Genomic DNA, 15,467 nt, shown 5'->3' with positions numbered 1-15,467 from the left:
TCATTCATTAGGGAAGAAATCCATCATGAACAACACACTAGATAACAAGCCAAATACCAAGCGCATGTTTCTGAGGGCGGCCGCGGGCAGCCTGGCTGCGCTGCCCGCGCTGTCTTTTGCCGGAGGACGCACGCTGGCATCGGCGCCCGCCGCCCGCAACGCCGCTTATTTTTCAAACGCGATTCTGCAAACCCATGACGGCAAGAGCGTGCGGTTTTACGACGACCTGCTGAAAGGCAAGTTCGTCGTCATCAACATGATGTACACCAGTTGCAGCGGGATTTGTCCGGCCAATACCGCCAACATGAAAAGCGTGCAGCAGGCGCTGGGCGGGCGGGTTGGCAAAGACATCTTCATGTACTCGCTGTCGTTGCGCCCGCAGTTCGATACGCCGGAGGCGTTGCGCGCCTATGTCAAACAATATGACATCCAGCCTGGCTGGACCTTCTTGACCGGCAAGCCGGCGGAGATGGAAAACATCCGCAGGAAGCTTGGTTTTTATGACAGCGACCCGACCGCCGACGCCGATATTTCGCGGCATACGGGGATGGTCCGGATCGGCAAGGTGGCAGCCGACCGCTGGTGCATGGTGCCGGCGCTCAGTTCGACCGGGCAGATCGTCAGCACCATCCTGGGCGCAGCCTGACGTTTTGGAGCGGGCAATTAAAAGGCGGGAGACATGTCAAATGCCTTTCGCCTTTTTATATACTATTGGCTGTATATTTAAGTATTTCTTTATATGTACGCGTTAAACACCGTATTTTTTAACATACTCCTGAATTTATTCTGTTTAATGTAATTGTTCATTCGCGTATCAATCAAAACTGCCGTGGCGTGGTTTGGTGGTCGCGTCCGGGTGCGCACATTGGGATGCCATTTGTCTGTAGGTGCGAATTTATTCGCATCAGCTCGCATGGAATCGTTAAAAGTGCGAATAAATTCGCACCTACGCTGCTGTTGTTCAACGTGAAAAAGCCTGAGTTTGAACAGAGTGTCTACAGAAACTGCTTCAGTTGGACTTTTCCCATAGCGGGCTGAATAATTACCTGACTTGATAATCGGGCTGCGTCGCCATTTTTATGGCTCACCGCAGCGCTGTTAATGGCGCCACTGGGGTACAGAATCCTGATGACGGCACGGGAAATATTTCGGTATGCGAATTTGCCTGAGTGTTCCACAAACAGTCCAATTGCAAGCACCTGATGGGGAAGAGCCTGGTCCACAACGCACGAAAAAAATGCAGCGCGCCTTCAAGTATTAAATGGAGTATGTTTTTTTATCGCAATTTATATATGCGAAAAATACAATAAAAATGGCAGTACTCCTTATTTTTCCCCAATAAAAAAGGCCGCACCCAACTTGGGCGCGGCCTTCTGTCTTTCAGTTAAACCGACAGCAACTTCAGTTGCCGGCCAGAGCGCTCTGGCCGGCTTGCTTGTTACGCCGCGAGCAGAAAATCGGTCACGGTAACGGTGGTGGCATCGTCGATCCCGAGCAGCAGGATCGAGTCGCCTCCGATTTGCACCAGGGTGTCGAGGCCGACGTCGCTGATGACAACCTGTGCGCCGAAATTGCCGGCATTGATCCCGATTGCGGAAATATCGAGCTTGTCCTGCCCGCCGCCCGCCGGATTGGCATCGAATCCCTGGATGGAATCATTGCCAAACAGCGCCGCGAACCCGAAGGTGTCATTGCCAGCGCCGCCATTCATGGAGTCGTTGCCCTCGCCGCCGATCAGCCGATCGGCATTGTCGCCTCCGGACAGGGAATCCGCTCCGTTGCCGCCGGTCAGCACGTTGGCGCCCGCGTTGCCGGTTCCGGTGAAGCCGCCGGTTCCGGTGAACGTTGCGTTCTCGACATTCACACCTAAAATATAACTCGACATTGTGGTCTGCACGGTGTCGGTGCCGCCACCCAAAAGCTCGCTGATGATGTCGCCCGCGTTGTCGACGAAATACAGATCGTCGCCTGCGCCGCCTGCCATGGTGTCGGCACCTGTTCCGCCGTAAAGGATGTCGTTGCCGCCGCCGCCGCTGAGATTGTCGTTGCCTGCGCCGCCATTGAGCGTATTCGCCAGCGTGTTGCCGGTGCCGGTGAAGTTCGCGCTGCCGATGTAGGTGAGGTTCTCAAGATTGGCGCCCAGTGTGTAGCTTGACAGCGTGGTCTCCACCGTGTCGTTGCCCCTGCCGCCGAGTTCGGTGACCCGGTCGCCGCTGTTGTCGACGATATAGGTATCGTCGCCAGCGCCGCCGGCCATGGTGTCGGCGCCTGCGCGGCCATCAAGGATGTCGTTGCCGGCGCTGCCATTGAGGGTGTCGTTGCCGGCGCCGCCATGGAAAACATCAGTCGGGCCCGTGACCGTCAGGTTGATCACGTCCTGAGGACGCAGCGTTCCGATAACGGTGTCGTTGCCGCCGTCGGTATTGAAGACTATGCGATGCTCCGACGTGAGAGCAGAGATGTCGACGGTATCGGTGCTTTGGCTGCCATTGACCGTGATGGTGTTGAAGTTGAGGCTGGTGCCGGCGAAGTTGCCGCTCACCACGACGGTGTCGCCGCCACTCACGCCACCGCCCGCGCCGCCCGGGGTCGTCACGCCCAGGGTGTTGACGATGATTTCCTCGATGTTGTCGAGTTCCGCAATCACCGCGCCGTTACGGGCGACCACGATCTCGGTGTTGGCGCTGAGCGCAAGACCCGCGATCGCCGCCAGCGCATTAGCCCGGGAGTAGATCGTGAAGGTTTCGGTAGTTGCATCTCCGTTGAGCCGATAGGTGTCGATACCCGCCCCGCCATTGACGATGTCACGCCCGCCGGTGCTGCCGGTCTGGGTGATCGTATCGTCGCCGTCGCCGCCGTGGACGATGTCGTTTCCGGCCCCGCCATTGAGCGTGTCGTTGCCGGCAAAGCCGAAGACGGCCTGTGAGCCAGCAGCGCCATTGAGCCCATTCAAATTGGTATTGGCTGCCGTGCTGCCCGCGACCACCGCGTAGTTGACGCCGTTGAAGCGTAGCGTTTCGACGGTGCTGATGGTGTCGGTGCCTTCGGTTCCCACATCAGCGGTGACGAGGATGTTGGTGCCGCTGCTCTCGAAGCTGTAGTTGCCGACTGCGGTGGCGAAGACTGCGACGTCGTTGCCCGCGCCGCCGTCCAGCGTATCGTTGCCCGCGCCGCCGTTCAACGTGTCGGCGCCGCCGCTCCCCCTCAGGATGTCGTTGCCGGCATTGCCATTCAGAGTGTCATTGCCGCCGATGATGATCGGACTGACGCCGTCGGCAATATCGTCGCCCGCAGTGCCGTTGAAGGTGTTGTTGACGAAGGGGATGCCATCCCAATCCACGCCCACCGGACCGGTGGCTGCGGAAGTGATGATTTCGGGATTGCCGCCGCCGTCTGTGAAGCTCACGACCGCGCGCAGCTGGAGACCGGCCTGGTCGCCGAAGGATGTCAGAGGATTGTCATCCGGCGTGAAGGACGCTGCAGTCGCGCCGGCGATGTTGGCCCAGGTCGTGCCGTTGGCCGAAGACTGCCACTGGTAGGAAAATGCTCCCAGTCCGTTCAAATCGGCAATCGAGGTGGTGTTGAGCGTGAGCGCTTGCCCTTCAGTCGGGGTCGCATCGCTGATCACTGCCGCCCCGGTCGCCGCACGGTTCACAATCAGCAGAGTTTGATCAGCGAACTTCAGAAACTCAATGTTGCGGATGGTATCGATGCCATCATCAATCAAAACCCCACCAGCCACCACCACAGGCGTATGGGTGACCGTCAGCGATCCGTCCGTGTTATGCAATAGCGTGTATTCGGCCCGATTGCCGCTGTACACCGCGGTGTCCACATCGGTAGCAGCAGTTGTGGACTGCAGGATTTCGCGCACAATTTCGAGCTGGCCGGGATTGATTTCACGGGTTAGCATCCGGGCCTGGATTTCGGTCATGCTGTCGACGCTGAACAATTCGTGATTGTGATCATCGGCGCTGCGCACGCTGATCCGCACGTTCAGCCAGGCGTCGCCATCAATGATGTCGTTGCCGCCTCTGCCGGTAATGGTGTCGCTGCCGCCGCCGCCCAACAGGATGTTGGCGCCCAGGTGGGTGTCCAGGACGACCGCGTTCGGGTCGGCCAGGTGCGTTCCGCCGATCACAGCCTGCAGCCCGGCGATGCGGTCAACGCCTGACTGCAACAGTGCGCTGTCGAAGATGGTGCCGCCGACGACTTCTGCGCCGCCAGCGCCTACCGCACCGAGAGGAACGTTGCTCCCGTACAGCACATCATCGAATTTCCATCCCGACAAACCTTCGACCGAGTCGAACCGGTCGCGCAGCGTCAGGTCTTGCTGGGTCGCAAATGGAGGAGTAACTATGCCGTTAGCCAATACACCGAGGGCCAAATCGGAATTCGCGCCATTCGGGTCCGACTTGTGGATGCCCCAATCGAAACCCAGCATGCCGTTGTTGCGCTGAATGCCTGGGCCTTCGAACATGATGTCGTCGCCGGACTCGCCGTCGTAATCGGTATCGTTGCCCTGGCCGTTGAGCACGTCGTGGCCGATGATCGGCGAATTAAAGAACAGGTCTGAGTTTTCGCCAGAAAGACTGTCGAAGCCGTCGCCGCCTTCGATCCAGTCATCGCCCTCATTGCCCATCAGTCCGTCTGCCCCGATGCCGCCGCGGATGAAGTCGTTGCCCCTGCCGGCAAATACCTCCGCTGCATCCTGACCGATGGAGATGAAATCCTGGCCGCCGCCGCCGAAGACGGTGTTGAACCCTGCGCCGGTGGTAATGACGTCGTTGCCTTCATCTCCGCGCAGAAAATTATCACCGAAAGGATCTTGAATAATATCGTCGCCGTCGCCGCCGAAAACCTGGTCGGATTCGGTCCCGGCATTCAGGTAGTCATCGCCGCCGTCACCCCAGAGCGTGTCGATGCCGCGGTCACCGATCAGCGTATCGTTGCCGGCGGTGCCGCCCAGCGTTACATGCTCGCCGCCGGCGAAGCGCAGGTAGCCGCCATCTGCGTGGCCATCGCCATTTACGTCCGCACCGGGATTTACGCGCGTCACCTTCGGATCGATCGCCTGCAGAATCGCGCTGTTCTGGGTTGGATCGGAGCCGAGCTGCACCGACTGGTTGAGCTCCAGGATAAGGTCGGGTGTATCGAACAGCGTGCCGCTAACATGCGACGAGCCCACAGTACCCAGATCGGTGTTGCGCATCACCAGCGCGGCGAAGGTGTTTGGCTCAAGTTCGTTGAGCATGTTCGTGCCTTGCAGCCGGCTCAGATAGTACAGGCGGTCACCGTTCTGCAGATTCTCCATCTGCGTCTCGAAGACGAAGTTGAAGGTGGAGCCCAGCATGCCGCCGAACTCAGTCTTCTTCTCGGCCAGGCCGCCGATCCAGAGGTCGACCAGGTTCAGGCCGGTCTCGTGCGTGCTCCAGGTGCCGGTGTGGTTGAGGAAATCGAGCCGGTCCGTGGGTGCGCCGGTGCCGCCCAGCACCAGCATTTCCGCTGCGTGGCGTTTGCCCGCGACCGTGACTTCGGCCGTGATGGTGTCGTGGGTGCCATAGGCGGCAATGAAGTTGACGATCGAAAGCGGATTCTTCAGATTCTGCGCATAAGCCAGCCAATTGTCGTAGGGCTTCAGGTCAATATTGTTTGTTTGATCGTAGAATTCTGCCCGCACCACATTAAAGGCCGGGATTCCAGCTTCACGACCACGGGCGAGGTTGAGTGCGGCAAGGTCGAGCGGCAGCCCCACCAAACGGTTGCGCAGGTCGTCGACCACAAACTCATCGATTTCGTTGCCTGCCTGCCTGGTCATGCCGCGGATAATCGCGCCCGCCGCCGCCTCGACTGTCAAGCCGCTGGCCGTGAACGCCTGCGGATTCAGGAACGCATCGAAGAGCGAGATGTCGTTCTGCGTCATATTGATGTCGAGGCGCGATACCGTGTCGGTCAGCATCGAATGCCCGAAACGGTAGACCGTATGGGCAAACTCGGCGACGATCGCCGGATTGATGTCGGGCGTATTGGTAAAAACGAACGGATTGACGGCGGGCTGGACCTTGCGCGCGAATTCTTCAAATACCAGATGCTGGTACTCCATCTCGGTGACCAGCTTGGCGGCCTGGAACAGGCGCTCGCCGTCCCAATTGAGAGCAGCGCCGGACGCCGGCGGGGCCGTCACATCGGTCAGCAGCCACTCATTGAGAAAGGCCAGATCGGCTGGATTGCCCGAGGCCGCGGCAGCCAGAATCGTTGCCTTGTTGGCGTCGACCAGGCGGTTGTGTTCGGAGTGGAAGATGGTGTGAACGGTGGTCAGGCCGATGTTTTCGTTGCCGCGGCCATCGCCGGTGATGAAGTGCGCGTTCAGCATCTCATCGTCGTAAGTCAGGGGGTCGTTGTCATCTGCGACACCGCTGTCCGTATCCGGCGTTAATGCAATCGCAGGCGTTGTGGGATTGTGGTCGTGGTCAATGAACCCCGGCACCGCGTGATGGGCAATGTCGTTAAGAAACGCATGGCCGGTGTGGTAAGCGTTGGCCGGAATGACCAGGCCGGCAGCAGTGCCTTCGACAAATCCGAGGGGAGTCGCTATTTGTGCGAAGCCGTGCTCGCCGGGAATGAATTTGCCGTATGCGTCTGTGCGCAACAATGGCACGTCAAGGACATCGGCATCCGTCAGGATGATGCCGAGCATTTTGAGCGCCTGGGCTTTGGTTTCGGCCCAGTTGGCGATGCCGCCATGGGCGCCATCTTGCATTTTGCCAGTCGACACCGCGTGTGAATCCGGAATGCCATCGCCGTTCGAGTCGACCGAAAACGCGTATTCCCGCAGAAACACCTGGTGCGAGGCAGCCGAAGTGTAAGTCTGGTTCTGATCGACCCACGGCGTTGTCGTATTGACGGTCTCGGTGAGCAGACCTGTCGCCGGGTTGGCGAAGGGAGTGCTGCGCGACAGAGCCATGAAGTTGGGGCCGCCCGCCACATACAGCGGATCGTCAGGTTGCAGCGGGATATACACCGTGCCGTTGCCGCCTTTAGTGATCAGGTCGAGGCCGTGGTCGAAAAATTGCCCGAAAAAAGTCATCCAGCCATTGAATTGCGGCGACAGGCCGATATCCGGTGACTGGTTGGCAATGATCGAAAGTTCCGTGTTGGTCGGTGTATAGGTCAGCGGGTTCGGCGACGCGCCACCGTGGGCATCCTGGTAGGCGGCGATCGCCAACGGGTTCGCATACCAGGCTGCAATGGCCGCCGGGTTGCGGTCGGTTTGATCGACGATCAGGTTGCTGATGGTGCGCGGGTCGGCATCGGCAACGCTGCCTGGTGCGCCGTAGTTGTTGTTGGTAATCGTGGGCGCGCCTGATCCCGGAGGGCCCAGAGGCATCGTGTCGCCGTCGGCGTCATTCAGAAAACTGGCGGGCACCATGCGCGGCAGGATTTGATCGGCGGCGCCGATCAGCGCGCCGCCCGGCAGCAGATTGTTGTTGCTGCCATCGACATGGCGCAAGCCCATCGGCAGGATTGCGGCGTTCGGGCCGATAATCTGTTGCAGCGTTTCGCCCGCCACTTCTCGCTCTGCAACAACGATTTGCTTGAGGATGAATGCGAGATCAGCCTGGTTGACGGTGAAATTGTATTGTGGGGTGGTCATGTTGATTGCTCCAGAGTGTCGATTAAAAGTTGCGGCATCGCTTGATGCCGCATGTATTCATTGGGTGTGCGTCCGATCAGAATCATTTCTTGCCGCGCGCTCGCCGGTTAGGCCGATGCGGCGCTGGCGTTCGGATCGGCATGATCGCTGCGCGTGACCCTGGAAATTGACATTGAAATAGGATGGATTCGACATCCTGTCGATTAAATAAAGCCATTGCTTTTCCCCCTCATGAATACTGCTGATTTGATTGCGTTTTATAGGTGATGGACGGCTTTCCTCGCCTCGGCATACGTCCGTGCCGCCTTGCTGCTTCGGATAAACTTTCCGGCAATCAGTTGCGAAAAATACAACCTTAAAATTAAGATAGCCTTTCAGCAAAAATATTTTATTGACAAATAGCAAACAGTTGAGTTGCGGAATAAAATTTCTGCGGCTTGTTTGTGCGGTATCTGCCGGCAGCCATGGCAGGCTTCGGAAAAGCATAAATAGTATCGCCAGTGTTTTTAAATTCACCTGTAAACAGTGCGGCATTGGCATTGTTTTTTGCCATACCCCATGTTTTATCGTTGTTTTGTATCTATTCATCCTGCTATGCGATTGATATCCAAGTGACTGTTTTATGTCATTGGCGGTTGTAGTGACGCTGTTTTTGATGTTAGGCCGCTGTGGACGCAGCCGTTTGTGTGCTGCAGAAAATGGATCAGAAATGAAGGCTGTCTGAGCGTAGCGAGTTCCTTCATTTCCCATTTTCTGCAGCACACAAACGGGTACCCGAAGGGCAAGTCTGCGGTCGCTTTTCTTTTGCTTACTTTTCTTTGGCGAAGCAAAGAAAAGTGAGTAGCTGTCGGGCTACCCCCGACAAAGCATCCATGAAGAGTGCAGCGATTAATTAAGTCGTCAACTTTGCAGTCACCCTCTCCCGCAAGCGCGCTGAATAGTCACTGATTTTGACGAATAATCACCGTTCAACATGCGCCAATCCAGCGCCCTATTTGTCACGCATAAGATTAAAGAATTGATAACTATCAATCGACTTTTAAAGCGCTCAAGTAGCATCAAGTTACAAAATTAGCAATTAAAGTCGGGGAGCAAAATGAATAACAAGGGGGGCGCTGCTAATGGCAGCGTTGTAGCCACTTTTCGCCTGCGCGGCGAACGCTGCATCATCCGGCCCTTGCGCCTCGCATTTTTCGAACGCCCGCCGTAAAACCGGTGGCGGCAAAAAAATCGGTTTCTACCAACATGATGTACGCCATCAGCGGCAGGACTTGCCCGCCGGCGGCTGCCCAGTCCGAAACAAAAAAAAGGGGAATCCTGTGTCTGAAACAAAAAATGAAGCACTGCAAGCCGGCCGCCGGCGTCTGCTGAAAGCCGGAGCGGTCAGCGCCGGCGCAAGTCTGGTCGGCGGCAGCCTGAGCGATGCGGCCGCCAAGAACGGCGACCGCAATGACGCCCGCGCGCCGTACACCACGCCGTTCGCGGTGGCGCTGCCGGTGTATCGGCCGAAAGAGCCGGTGGATCATCTCAGTCCATCGCCGGCCCAGGATGCGAACCTGAATAACGGCGAATGCGGCCGGGATGCACATCAGCACTGGGCCGATTTCGTGCCGCAGAAGTACTACCAATTGCGGGTCAAGGAAGCGAGTCATTCGTTCCACCCTGAATTGCCGACCCAGAAAATCTGGGGCTACGACGGCATGCTGCCCGGCCCGACTTTCCAGTCGTACTATGGCGAGCCGATCATCGTGCGTATCTACAACGAGCTACCGCGCAATCCCATCGGCTTCGGTTCGCCGGAAATATCAACGCATCTGCATAATTTGCATTGCGGCTCCGAGAGCGACGGCTTCACCGGCAACTACTACAGCGCAACCAAGTACGGCCCGACGTTGAGCGCGCCCGGCAAGTACCAGGACCACCTGTATTCGAACTGCTATGCCGGCTACGACGACCCGCTGCACCACGCCACCGACGGCGACCCGCGCGAAGCGATAGGCACGCTGTGGTACCACGACCACCGGCAGGATTTCACCGGCCCCAACGTCTACAAGGGACTGGCCGGCTTTTACCTGCTGTTCGACAAAATCGATTCGGGCGATGAAAAGGACAGCAATCCGAACGCGCTGCGCCTGCCGAGCGGGATCGGCGTGTACGACGTGCCGCTGGTGTTCCAGGACATGAAATTCGATTCGGGCGGCTATCTCGCTTACGACCAGTTCGAGACCGACGGCATCCTGGGCGACAAGTTCTGCGTCAACGGCAAGGTGCAGCCCTACTTCAAGGTGGCGCCGCGCAAGTACCGTTTCCGCCTGCTCGACGGCGGGCCGTCGCGCTTTTACGAGTTCTATCTGGTGCACCAGGGTGTCAATCAGTCGTTCAAATATATCGCCAACGATGGCAACCTGCTGACCGAGCCGCTGACGATGTCGAAGGTCAGGCTGGGTCCGGCGGAGCGCGCCGACATCGTGATCGATTTCAAGGACTATCCGATCGGCAGCCAGCTGTATATCGTCAACCGCCTGGATCAGACCAGCGGCAGGGGGCCGAGCGGCGTCATTCTGAATCCCGGCACGCAGCTGTTGCGCTTCGATGTCGTCCTGCCCTTGCAGGAAGAAGATATGAGTCGAGTGCCGCCCAAACTGCGCGAACTGTCGCCGATCAATCTGAATGAAGTGGTGCGTACCCGCCGCTGGGAATTCGACCGCGAAGCCGGCGGCTGGACCGTCAACGGCAAGCTGTTCGACGTCACCAAGCCCGCTGCGAGCCCGAAGCGCGGCACCGCGGAAATCTGGGTGCTCAAAGGCAAGGGAGGCTGGAGCCATCCGGTGCATATTCATTTCGAGGAGGGCCGCATCCTGAGCCGCAACGGCGTCGCGCCGCCGCCGCACGAACGCGGCCGCAAGGACGTCTATGTGCTAGGCCCCGACGATGAGTTGCGCGTGTTCATCCGGTTCCGGGATTACCTCGGAAAATACATGATGCATTGTCATAACACGATCCATGAAGACCACGCGATGATGATCCGCTTCGATATCGTGCCCTGAAAGCAAGGCTATCGACCGCGCCATCCAATCGGCATCCAATCATTCATTAGGGGAGAACCATCATGAACAACAAGCGCCTGTTTCTGAGGGCGGCCGGCGGCTTGGCCGCGCTGCCCGCGCTGTCCTTTGCCGGCGGACGCACGCCGGCAGCGGCGCCCGCCGCCCGCAACGCCGCTTATTTTTCAAACGCGACGCTGCAAACCCATGACGGTAAAAACGTGCGGTTTTACGACGACCTGCTGAAAGGCAAGTTCGTAGTCATCAACATGATGTACACCAGTTGCAGCGGGATTTGTCCCGCCAATACCGCCAACATGAAAAGCGTGCAGCAGGCGCTGGGCGGGCGGGTTGGCAAAGACATCTTCATGTACTCGCTGTCGTTGCGGCCGCAGTTCGATACGCCGGAAGCGTTGCGCGCCTATGTCAAACAATATGACATCCAGCCTGGCTGGACCTTCTTGACCGGCAAGCCGGCGGAGATGGAAAACATCCGTAGGAAGCTCGGTTTTTATGATAGCGACCCGACCGCCGACGCCGATATTTCGAAGCATACGGGCATGGTCCGGATCGGCAAGGTGGCAGCCGACCGCTGGTGCATGGTGCCGGCGCTCAGTTCGACCGGGCAGATCGTCAGCACCATCCTGGGCGCTGCCTGACGTTTTGGAGTTGGCAGTAAAAGGCGGAAGACATCTCACATGTCTTCCGCCTTTTTTATATACTAATGACCGTATATTTAAGTTCCGCTTGATATGTGTGCGTGAAACATCATGTTTTTTAATATACCCCTGCATTTATTTTGTTTAATGTAATTGTTAATTCGCGTAGCCATTAAAACTGCCGTGGCGTGGTTTGGTGGTCGCGTCCGGGTGCGCACATTGGGATGCCATTTTTTTGTAGGTGCGAATTTATTCGCATCAGTTCGCATGGAGTCGTTAAAAGTGCGAATAAATTCGCACCTACGCTGCTGTTTTTCAACGTGAAAAAGCCTGATTTTGACCATGCTGTAAACAACAGCATCATGCCGAATCCGCCCGCGCTGAACGGCCTTCTTCCTCCTGTTTTAATCTGCGCAAAATCAAACATTTCTTATTGAATTCCGGAAATGTATTTGATCTGAGCAATATCAATCATTGCTTATTGAACCCCGGAAATTTGTTGCAAACAAAATAACATTTCGTTAAATTGGTGATGCCGCTTCAACCAATACATTACTGGCAATCAATCGCTTCGCAGCACCAAAACAGTAAAAAATAGCGAGCAGCCTGTAACGGTCGATATTTGTAAAGGTTGCCAGTCTGGCGGCTGTTAATTGGGGGAATCATCATCACTAAAAGAGTGGCGTGGACGGCCTCGGCAATCACGCCGGCAGACACTTGCGCTAACCATCGCATGACCGGCAACTGAACCTGGACCCGCCGGCTTGCGGGGGCAACTTACCGTTAATTCGGTAGAGGATATTATTGTGAGCAAAAAATCGATGTCTGTGGCGGATGCCGCGTTTTCAGATACGTCAGGGCAGGGCAACAAACTGCCTGATGTGATGAAGCAATGCCGGCACGCGTTCGTGTTTGTTTTTATCCTGACGGCAGCGGTGGAACTGCTTTCGGTGATCCCGATTCTCTACACGCTGAATCTGTATGACCGGGTGCTGACCAGCCGCAGCGAAGTCACGCTGGTGTCGTTGTCGGCGCTGGTTTTCGGCGTGTATCTGTTCTGGTCTGGGCTCGAATGGGTCCGGGGCCGGATGATGGTCAGGATATCGCTTCGCATCGATTGGGATCTGGCTGCGGAGGTGTTCGACATGTCGTTTCGCCGCTTCGTCGGCCGCAAGAAAATCAATGTGCATCAGGTGCTGGGCGACCTGGTGCAACTGCGCCAGTTCCTGACCGGCAGTCCGCTGCTGGCGCTGATGAGCGCGCCGTTTGCCATCGTGTTCATCGTCATCAGCGCGTTTTTCCATCCGTATCTGGCGATCTTCGCGCTGGTATCGTCAGTCGTGCTGCTCGCCGTCACCTATCTGACCCAGAAAATTTCGACGCCGCTGCTGGGCGAGGCCAACAACGCCTCGGCGGAGGCCAACCGGCTGGCCGCCCAGAGCCTGCGGCAAGCCGAAACGGCGCTGGCGCTCGGCATGCAGCGCAGCCTGCGCATGCGCTGGCACGAGCGGCATCTGGGCTTCGTAGGGATGCAGGTTTCCGCCAGCGAATCGGCGGGATCGATTGGCGGCATCTCGAACTTCCTGATCAAGGCGCTGCCTTCGATGCAGATGGGGCTCGGCATCTATCTGGCGATTGAAGGCCTGATCACCGGCGGCATGGTCATGGCGGCTACCTTCCTGATTGCCAAGTCGATCGCGCCGATCCAGAAGGTGCTGGCCAGCTGGAAGGATATTTCGAATGCCCGCCAAGCTTACGAGAGGCTCAACAGCCTGTTTGCCGAAGACGATGTCCAGGGCGAGCGGATGGAATTGCCAGCGCCGACCGGCAACCTTAGCGTATCCGATCTGGCTGCGCATCCGGCATCGTCTGCGCGCCCGGTGCTCAGCGGAATCAATTTCAGCCTCGCGCCCGGCCAAGTGCTGGCGGTGGTCGGGCCCAGCGCGGCCGGCAAGTCTTCGCTGGTAAAAAGCCTGGTCGGCGTCTGGCGTCCGAGCAATGGCTCGGTCAGGCTTGACGGCGCGGAAATGTCGGATTGGGTGCAGCACAACCTCGGACGCTACATCGGCTACGTGCCGCAGGAAATCGAGTTTTTCGAAGGCACGATCGCGGAAAACATCGCCCGCCTGGGCGAGGTCGATTCGGAAAAAGTCGTCAAGGCCGCAACCATGGCGGGGATGCATGAAACCGTTCTGGCCTATCCGCAAGGCTACGACACCAAGCTGGGGGAAACCGGTTTTGTCCTGACCGGCGGCCAGAAGCAGCGCCTTGCGATTGCCCGCGCTATTTACGGCGATCCCTGCTACATCGTGATGGATGAGCCGAATGCGAGCCTGGATGAAGTCGGCGAACGCTGCCTGATCCAGACCATCCGCAACCTCAAGGCGGCCGGGGCGACCGTGATATTCACTACGCACCGGCCGGACCTGGTCAGCGCCGCGGATTACCTGCTGGTGCTGACGGCAGGCAAGCAGGTCGGCTTCGGTTCCGTCCCCGACATGCTCTCGGCCGCGCGCAAATTGCGCGAAGCGAAAGCGCCGCAGGCAGCGCCCCAGCATGGCGGGCAGCAGCCGAATCAGCATCCGCATCAGCAGTCTTCAGGAACAGCATTGACACCACTGACAGGAGCGGCGGCATGAAAACCCCTACGCAGCATCAGCAGGGAACGGAAGCGCCTAAGGTCGTGTCGCTGCCGGAGAAAAAATCTTCCAGGCTGCTCGGCAAGCTCAATCCCTACGACCCCGACCAGCTGCGCCGCGACGGCATCGAACCGATCAGAATCGAAGAGTCGCGCGTCAAAGGCAAGACGGCGGGCCTGATCATGGTTGCCTTCATCGGGTTCGCGGTATGGGCGGTGTTTGCGCCGATCGATTCGGGCGCCAACGTCAGCGGAACGGTAGTCGTGATGGGCAACCGCAAGGCCGTGCAGCATCCTTCCGGCGGCGTGGTCGAACAAATTTTCGTGCGCGAAGGCGCCACGGTGCGTCAGGGCGATGTGTTGATCAAGCTGAACCGGCTCAGTATCGATGCCGCGCTCAACAGCACCGAACTCGATTACATCAATGTCGTTGCGGCGGAAAGCCGGCTGGTGTCCGAACGGGGCAACCTGCGCAGCATCGCCTGGCTGGCGGAATTCGCAGAGCAGCCGACCGGCCATCCAGTGGGCCAGCAGATGGTGAAGATGGTGCAGATGGATGCGCGTGTAGACGAAGCCAAGCACCAGCAAACCCGGCTTTTCCTGTCGCGCAAGGAGGAAATCGAAGGGCAGCTCAGAATCCTGCGCGAGCAGATTGCCGGACTGGCGGCGCAAGCCGCCGAACTGCAAAAAATCATTGTCGCCCGTCGCGAACAGCTTTCGATCATGGCGGTGGAAGTGAAGAACAACAATGATCTGGCCGCCGAAGGCTTCGTGCCGCGCAGCCGGGCCAACGAAGTCGAACGTGCGCGCAGCGACATCCTGGCGAGCATTGCGACTACCGCCTCCGAACTCGGCAAAACCCATTCCAGCATCGCCGCCACCCGGCTGCAGCTGCTCCAGACTGTGGCGATCTACCGGCGCGATCTGGAGACCCAGCTGGCGGAGACGCAGAAGCTGCGCGGCGCGCTGCGCGCCAAGGTCGACTCGCTCAAGTTCGACCTGAGCCTGACCGAACTGCGCGCGCCGGCCACCGGCACGGTGGTGGGATTGAAAGCGAATACCGTGGGCGGCGTGGTTCAGGGCGGGGTGGTGCTGATGGAAATCGTCCCCAGCGAAGGCAAGCTGGTGGTCGAAGCGCAGGTACCGCCGAACCTGATCGATAAGGTCAAGGTGGGGCTCGAAGCCGACATGCGTTTCAGCGCATTCAATGTCAATACCACGCCGGTCATTCCCGGCCGGATCAGGATGGTCGGCGCCGACCGTCTGCCGGCAACCAGCAAGGAACAACCGTTCGAATATTATCTGGTGCAGATAGAAACCACACGTGAAGGCTACAAACTGCTGGGCGACAGCATGGTCCAGGCCGGCATGCCGGTCGACGTCGTGATCAAGACCGGCGAGCGCAGCTTCATGAGTTACCTGTTCAAGCCGCTGACGGATCGCTTTGCCAAATCTTTCAAAGAGAGTTGAGT

Annotated in this window: 8 protein-coding genes; 5 read left to right on the top strand and 3 right to left on the bottom strand. The window is 58.2% G+C overall.

Going from position 1 to position 15,467, the window contains the following annotated elements; translation table 11 throughout:
- Window positions 1-25 precede the first annotated feature (25 nt).
- Window positions 26-646, top strand: a complete 621-nt coding sequence (locus FKCLFG_RS13620; RefSeq protein WP_472613614.1) for an SCO family protein — start codon at window positions 26-28, stop codon at window positions 644-646.
- A gap of 792 nt (window positions 647-1,438) precedes the next feature.
- On the opposite strand, the gene FKCLFG_RS13615 is transcribed toward FKCLFG_RS13620, so the two are convergent.
- On the bottom strand, window positions 1,439-7,654 hold the full coding sequence (locus tag FKCLFG_RS13615) for a peroxidase family protein (protein ID WP_472613613.1): 6,216 nt from the start codon (window positions 7,652-7,654) through the stop codon (window positions 1,439-1,441).
- A 57-nt stretch (window positions 7,655-7,711) separates the two neighbouring features.
- Window positions 7,712-8,404: a hypothetical protein gene (locus FKCLFG_RS13610; RefSeq protein ID WP_472613612.1), complete on the bottom strand. Its 693-nt coding sequence runs from the start codon at window positions 8,402-8,404 to the stop codon at window positions 7,712-7,714.
- A gap of 569 nt (window positions 8,405-8,973) precedes the next feature.
- On the opposite strand from FKCLFG_RS13610, the gene FKCLFG_RS13605 reads away from it, so the two are divergent.
- Both FKCLFG_RS13605 and FKCLFG_RS13600 read left to right on the top strand, forming a co-directional pair.
- Window positions 8,974-10,701, top strand: coding sequence for a multicopper oxidase family protein (locus tag FKCLFG_RS13605; protein ID WP_472613611.1), 1,728 nt, complete (start codon window positions 8,974-8,976; stop codon window positions 10,699-10,701).
- A gap of 62 nt (window positions 10,702-10,763) precedes the next feature.
- Window positions 10,764-11,357, top strand: coding sequence for an SCO family protein (locus FKCLFG_RS13600; protein WP_472613610.1), 594 nt, complete (start codon window positions 10,764-10,766; stop codon window positions 11,355-11,357).
- Between the two features lie 172 nt (window positions 11,358-11,529).
- On the opposite strand, the gene FKCLFG_RS13595 is transcribed toward FKCLFG_RS13600, so the two are convergent.
- A complete protein-coding gene (locus tag FKCLFG_RS13595; protein WP_472613609.1) occupies window positions 11,530-11,784 on the bottom strand; it encodes a hypothetical protein in 255 nt (84 codons plus the stop codon).
- 379 nt (window positions 11,785-12,163) lie between these two features.
- Between FKCLFG_RS13595 and FKCLFG_RS13590 the strand changes: the two genes are divergently transcribed.
- Both FKCLFG_RS13590 and FKCLFG_RS13585 read left to right on the top strand, forming a co-directional pair.
- The gene (locus tag FKCLFG_RS13590; RefSeq protein ID WP_472613608.1) at window positions 12,164-13,996 is read left to right on the top strand and encodes a type I secretion system permease/ATPase; all 1,833 of its coding nucleotides are present in this window, start codon (window positions 12,164-12,166) and stop codon (window positions 13,994-13,996) included.
- Window positions 13,993-15,465, top strand: a complete 1,473-nt coding sequence (locus FKCLFG_RS13585; protein WP_472613607.1) for an HlyD family type I secretion periplasmic adaptor subunit — start codon at window positions 13,993-13,995, stop codon at window positions 15,463-15,465. The genes FKCLFG_RS13590 and FKCLFG_RS13585 overlap by 4 nt, the downstream gene beginning before the upstream one ends.
- Window positions 15,466-15,467 lie beyond the last annotated feature (2 nt).

Source organism: Gelidimonas denitrificans (assembly GCF_055694065.1).
Note: the sequence above shows the minus strand (reverse complement) of the source record. Positions and strands in the feature narration are given on the sequence as shown.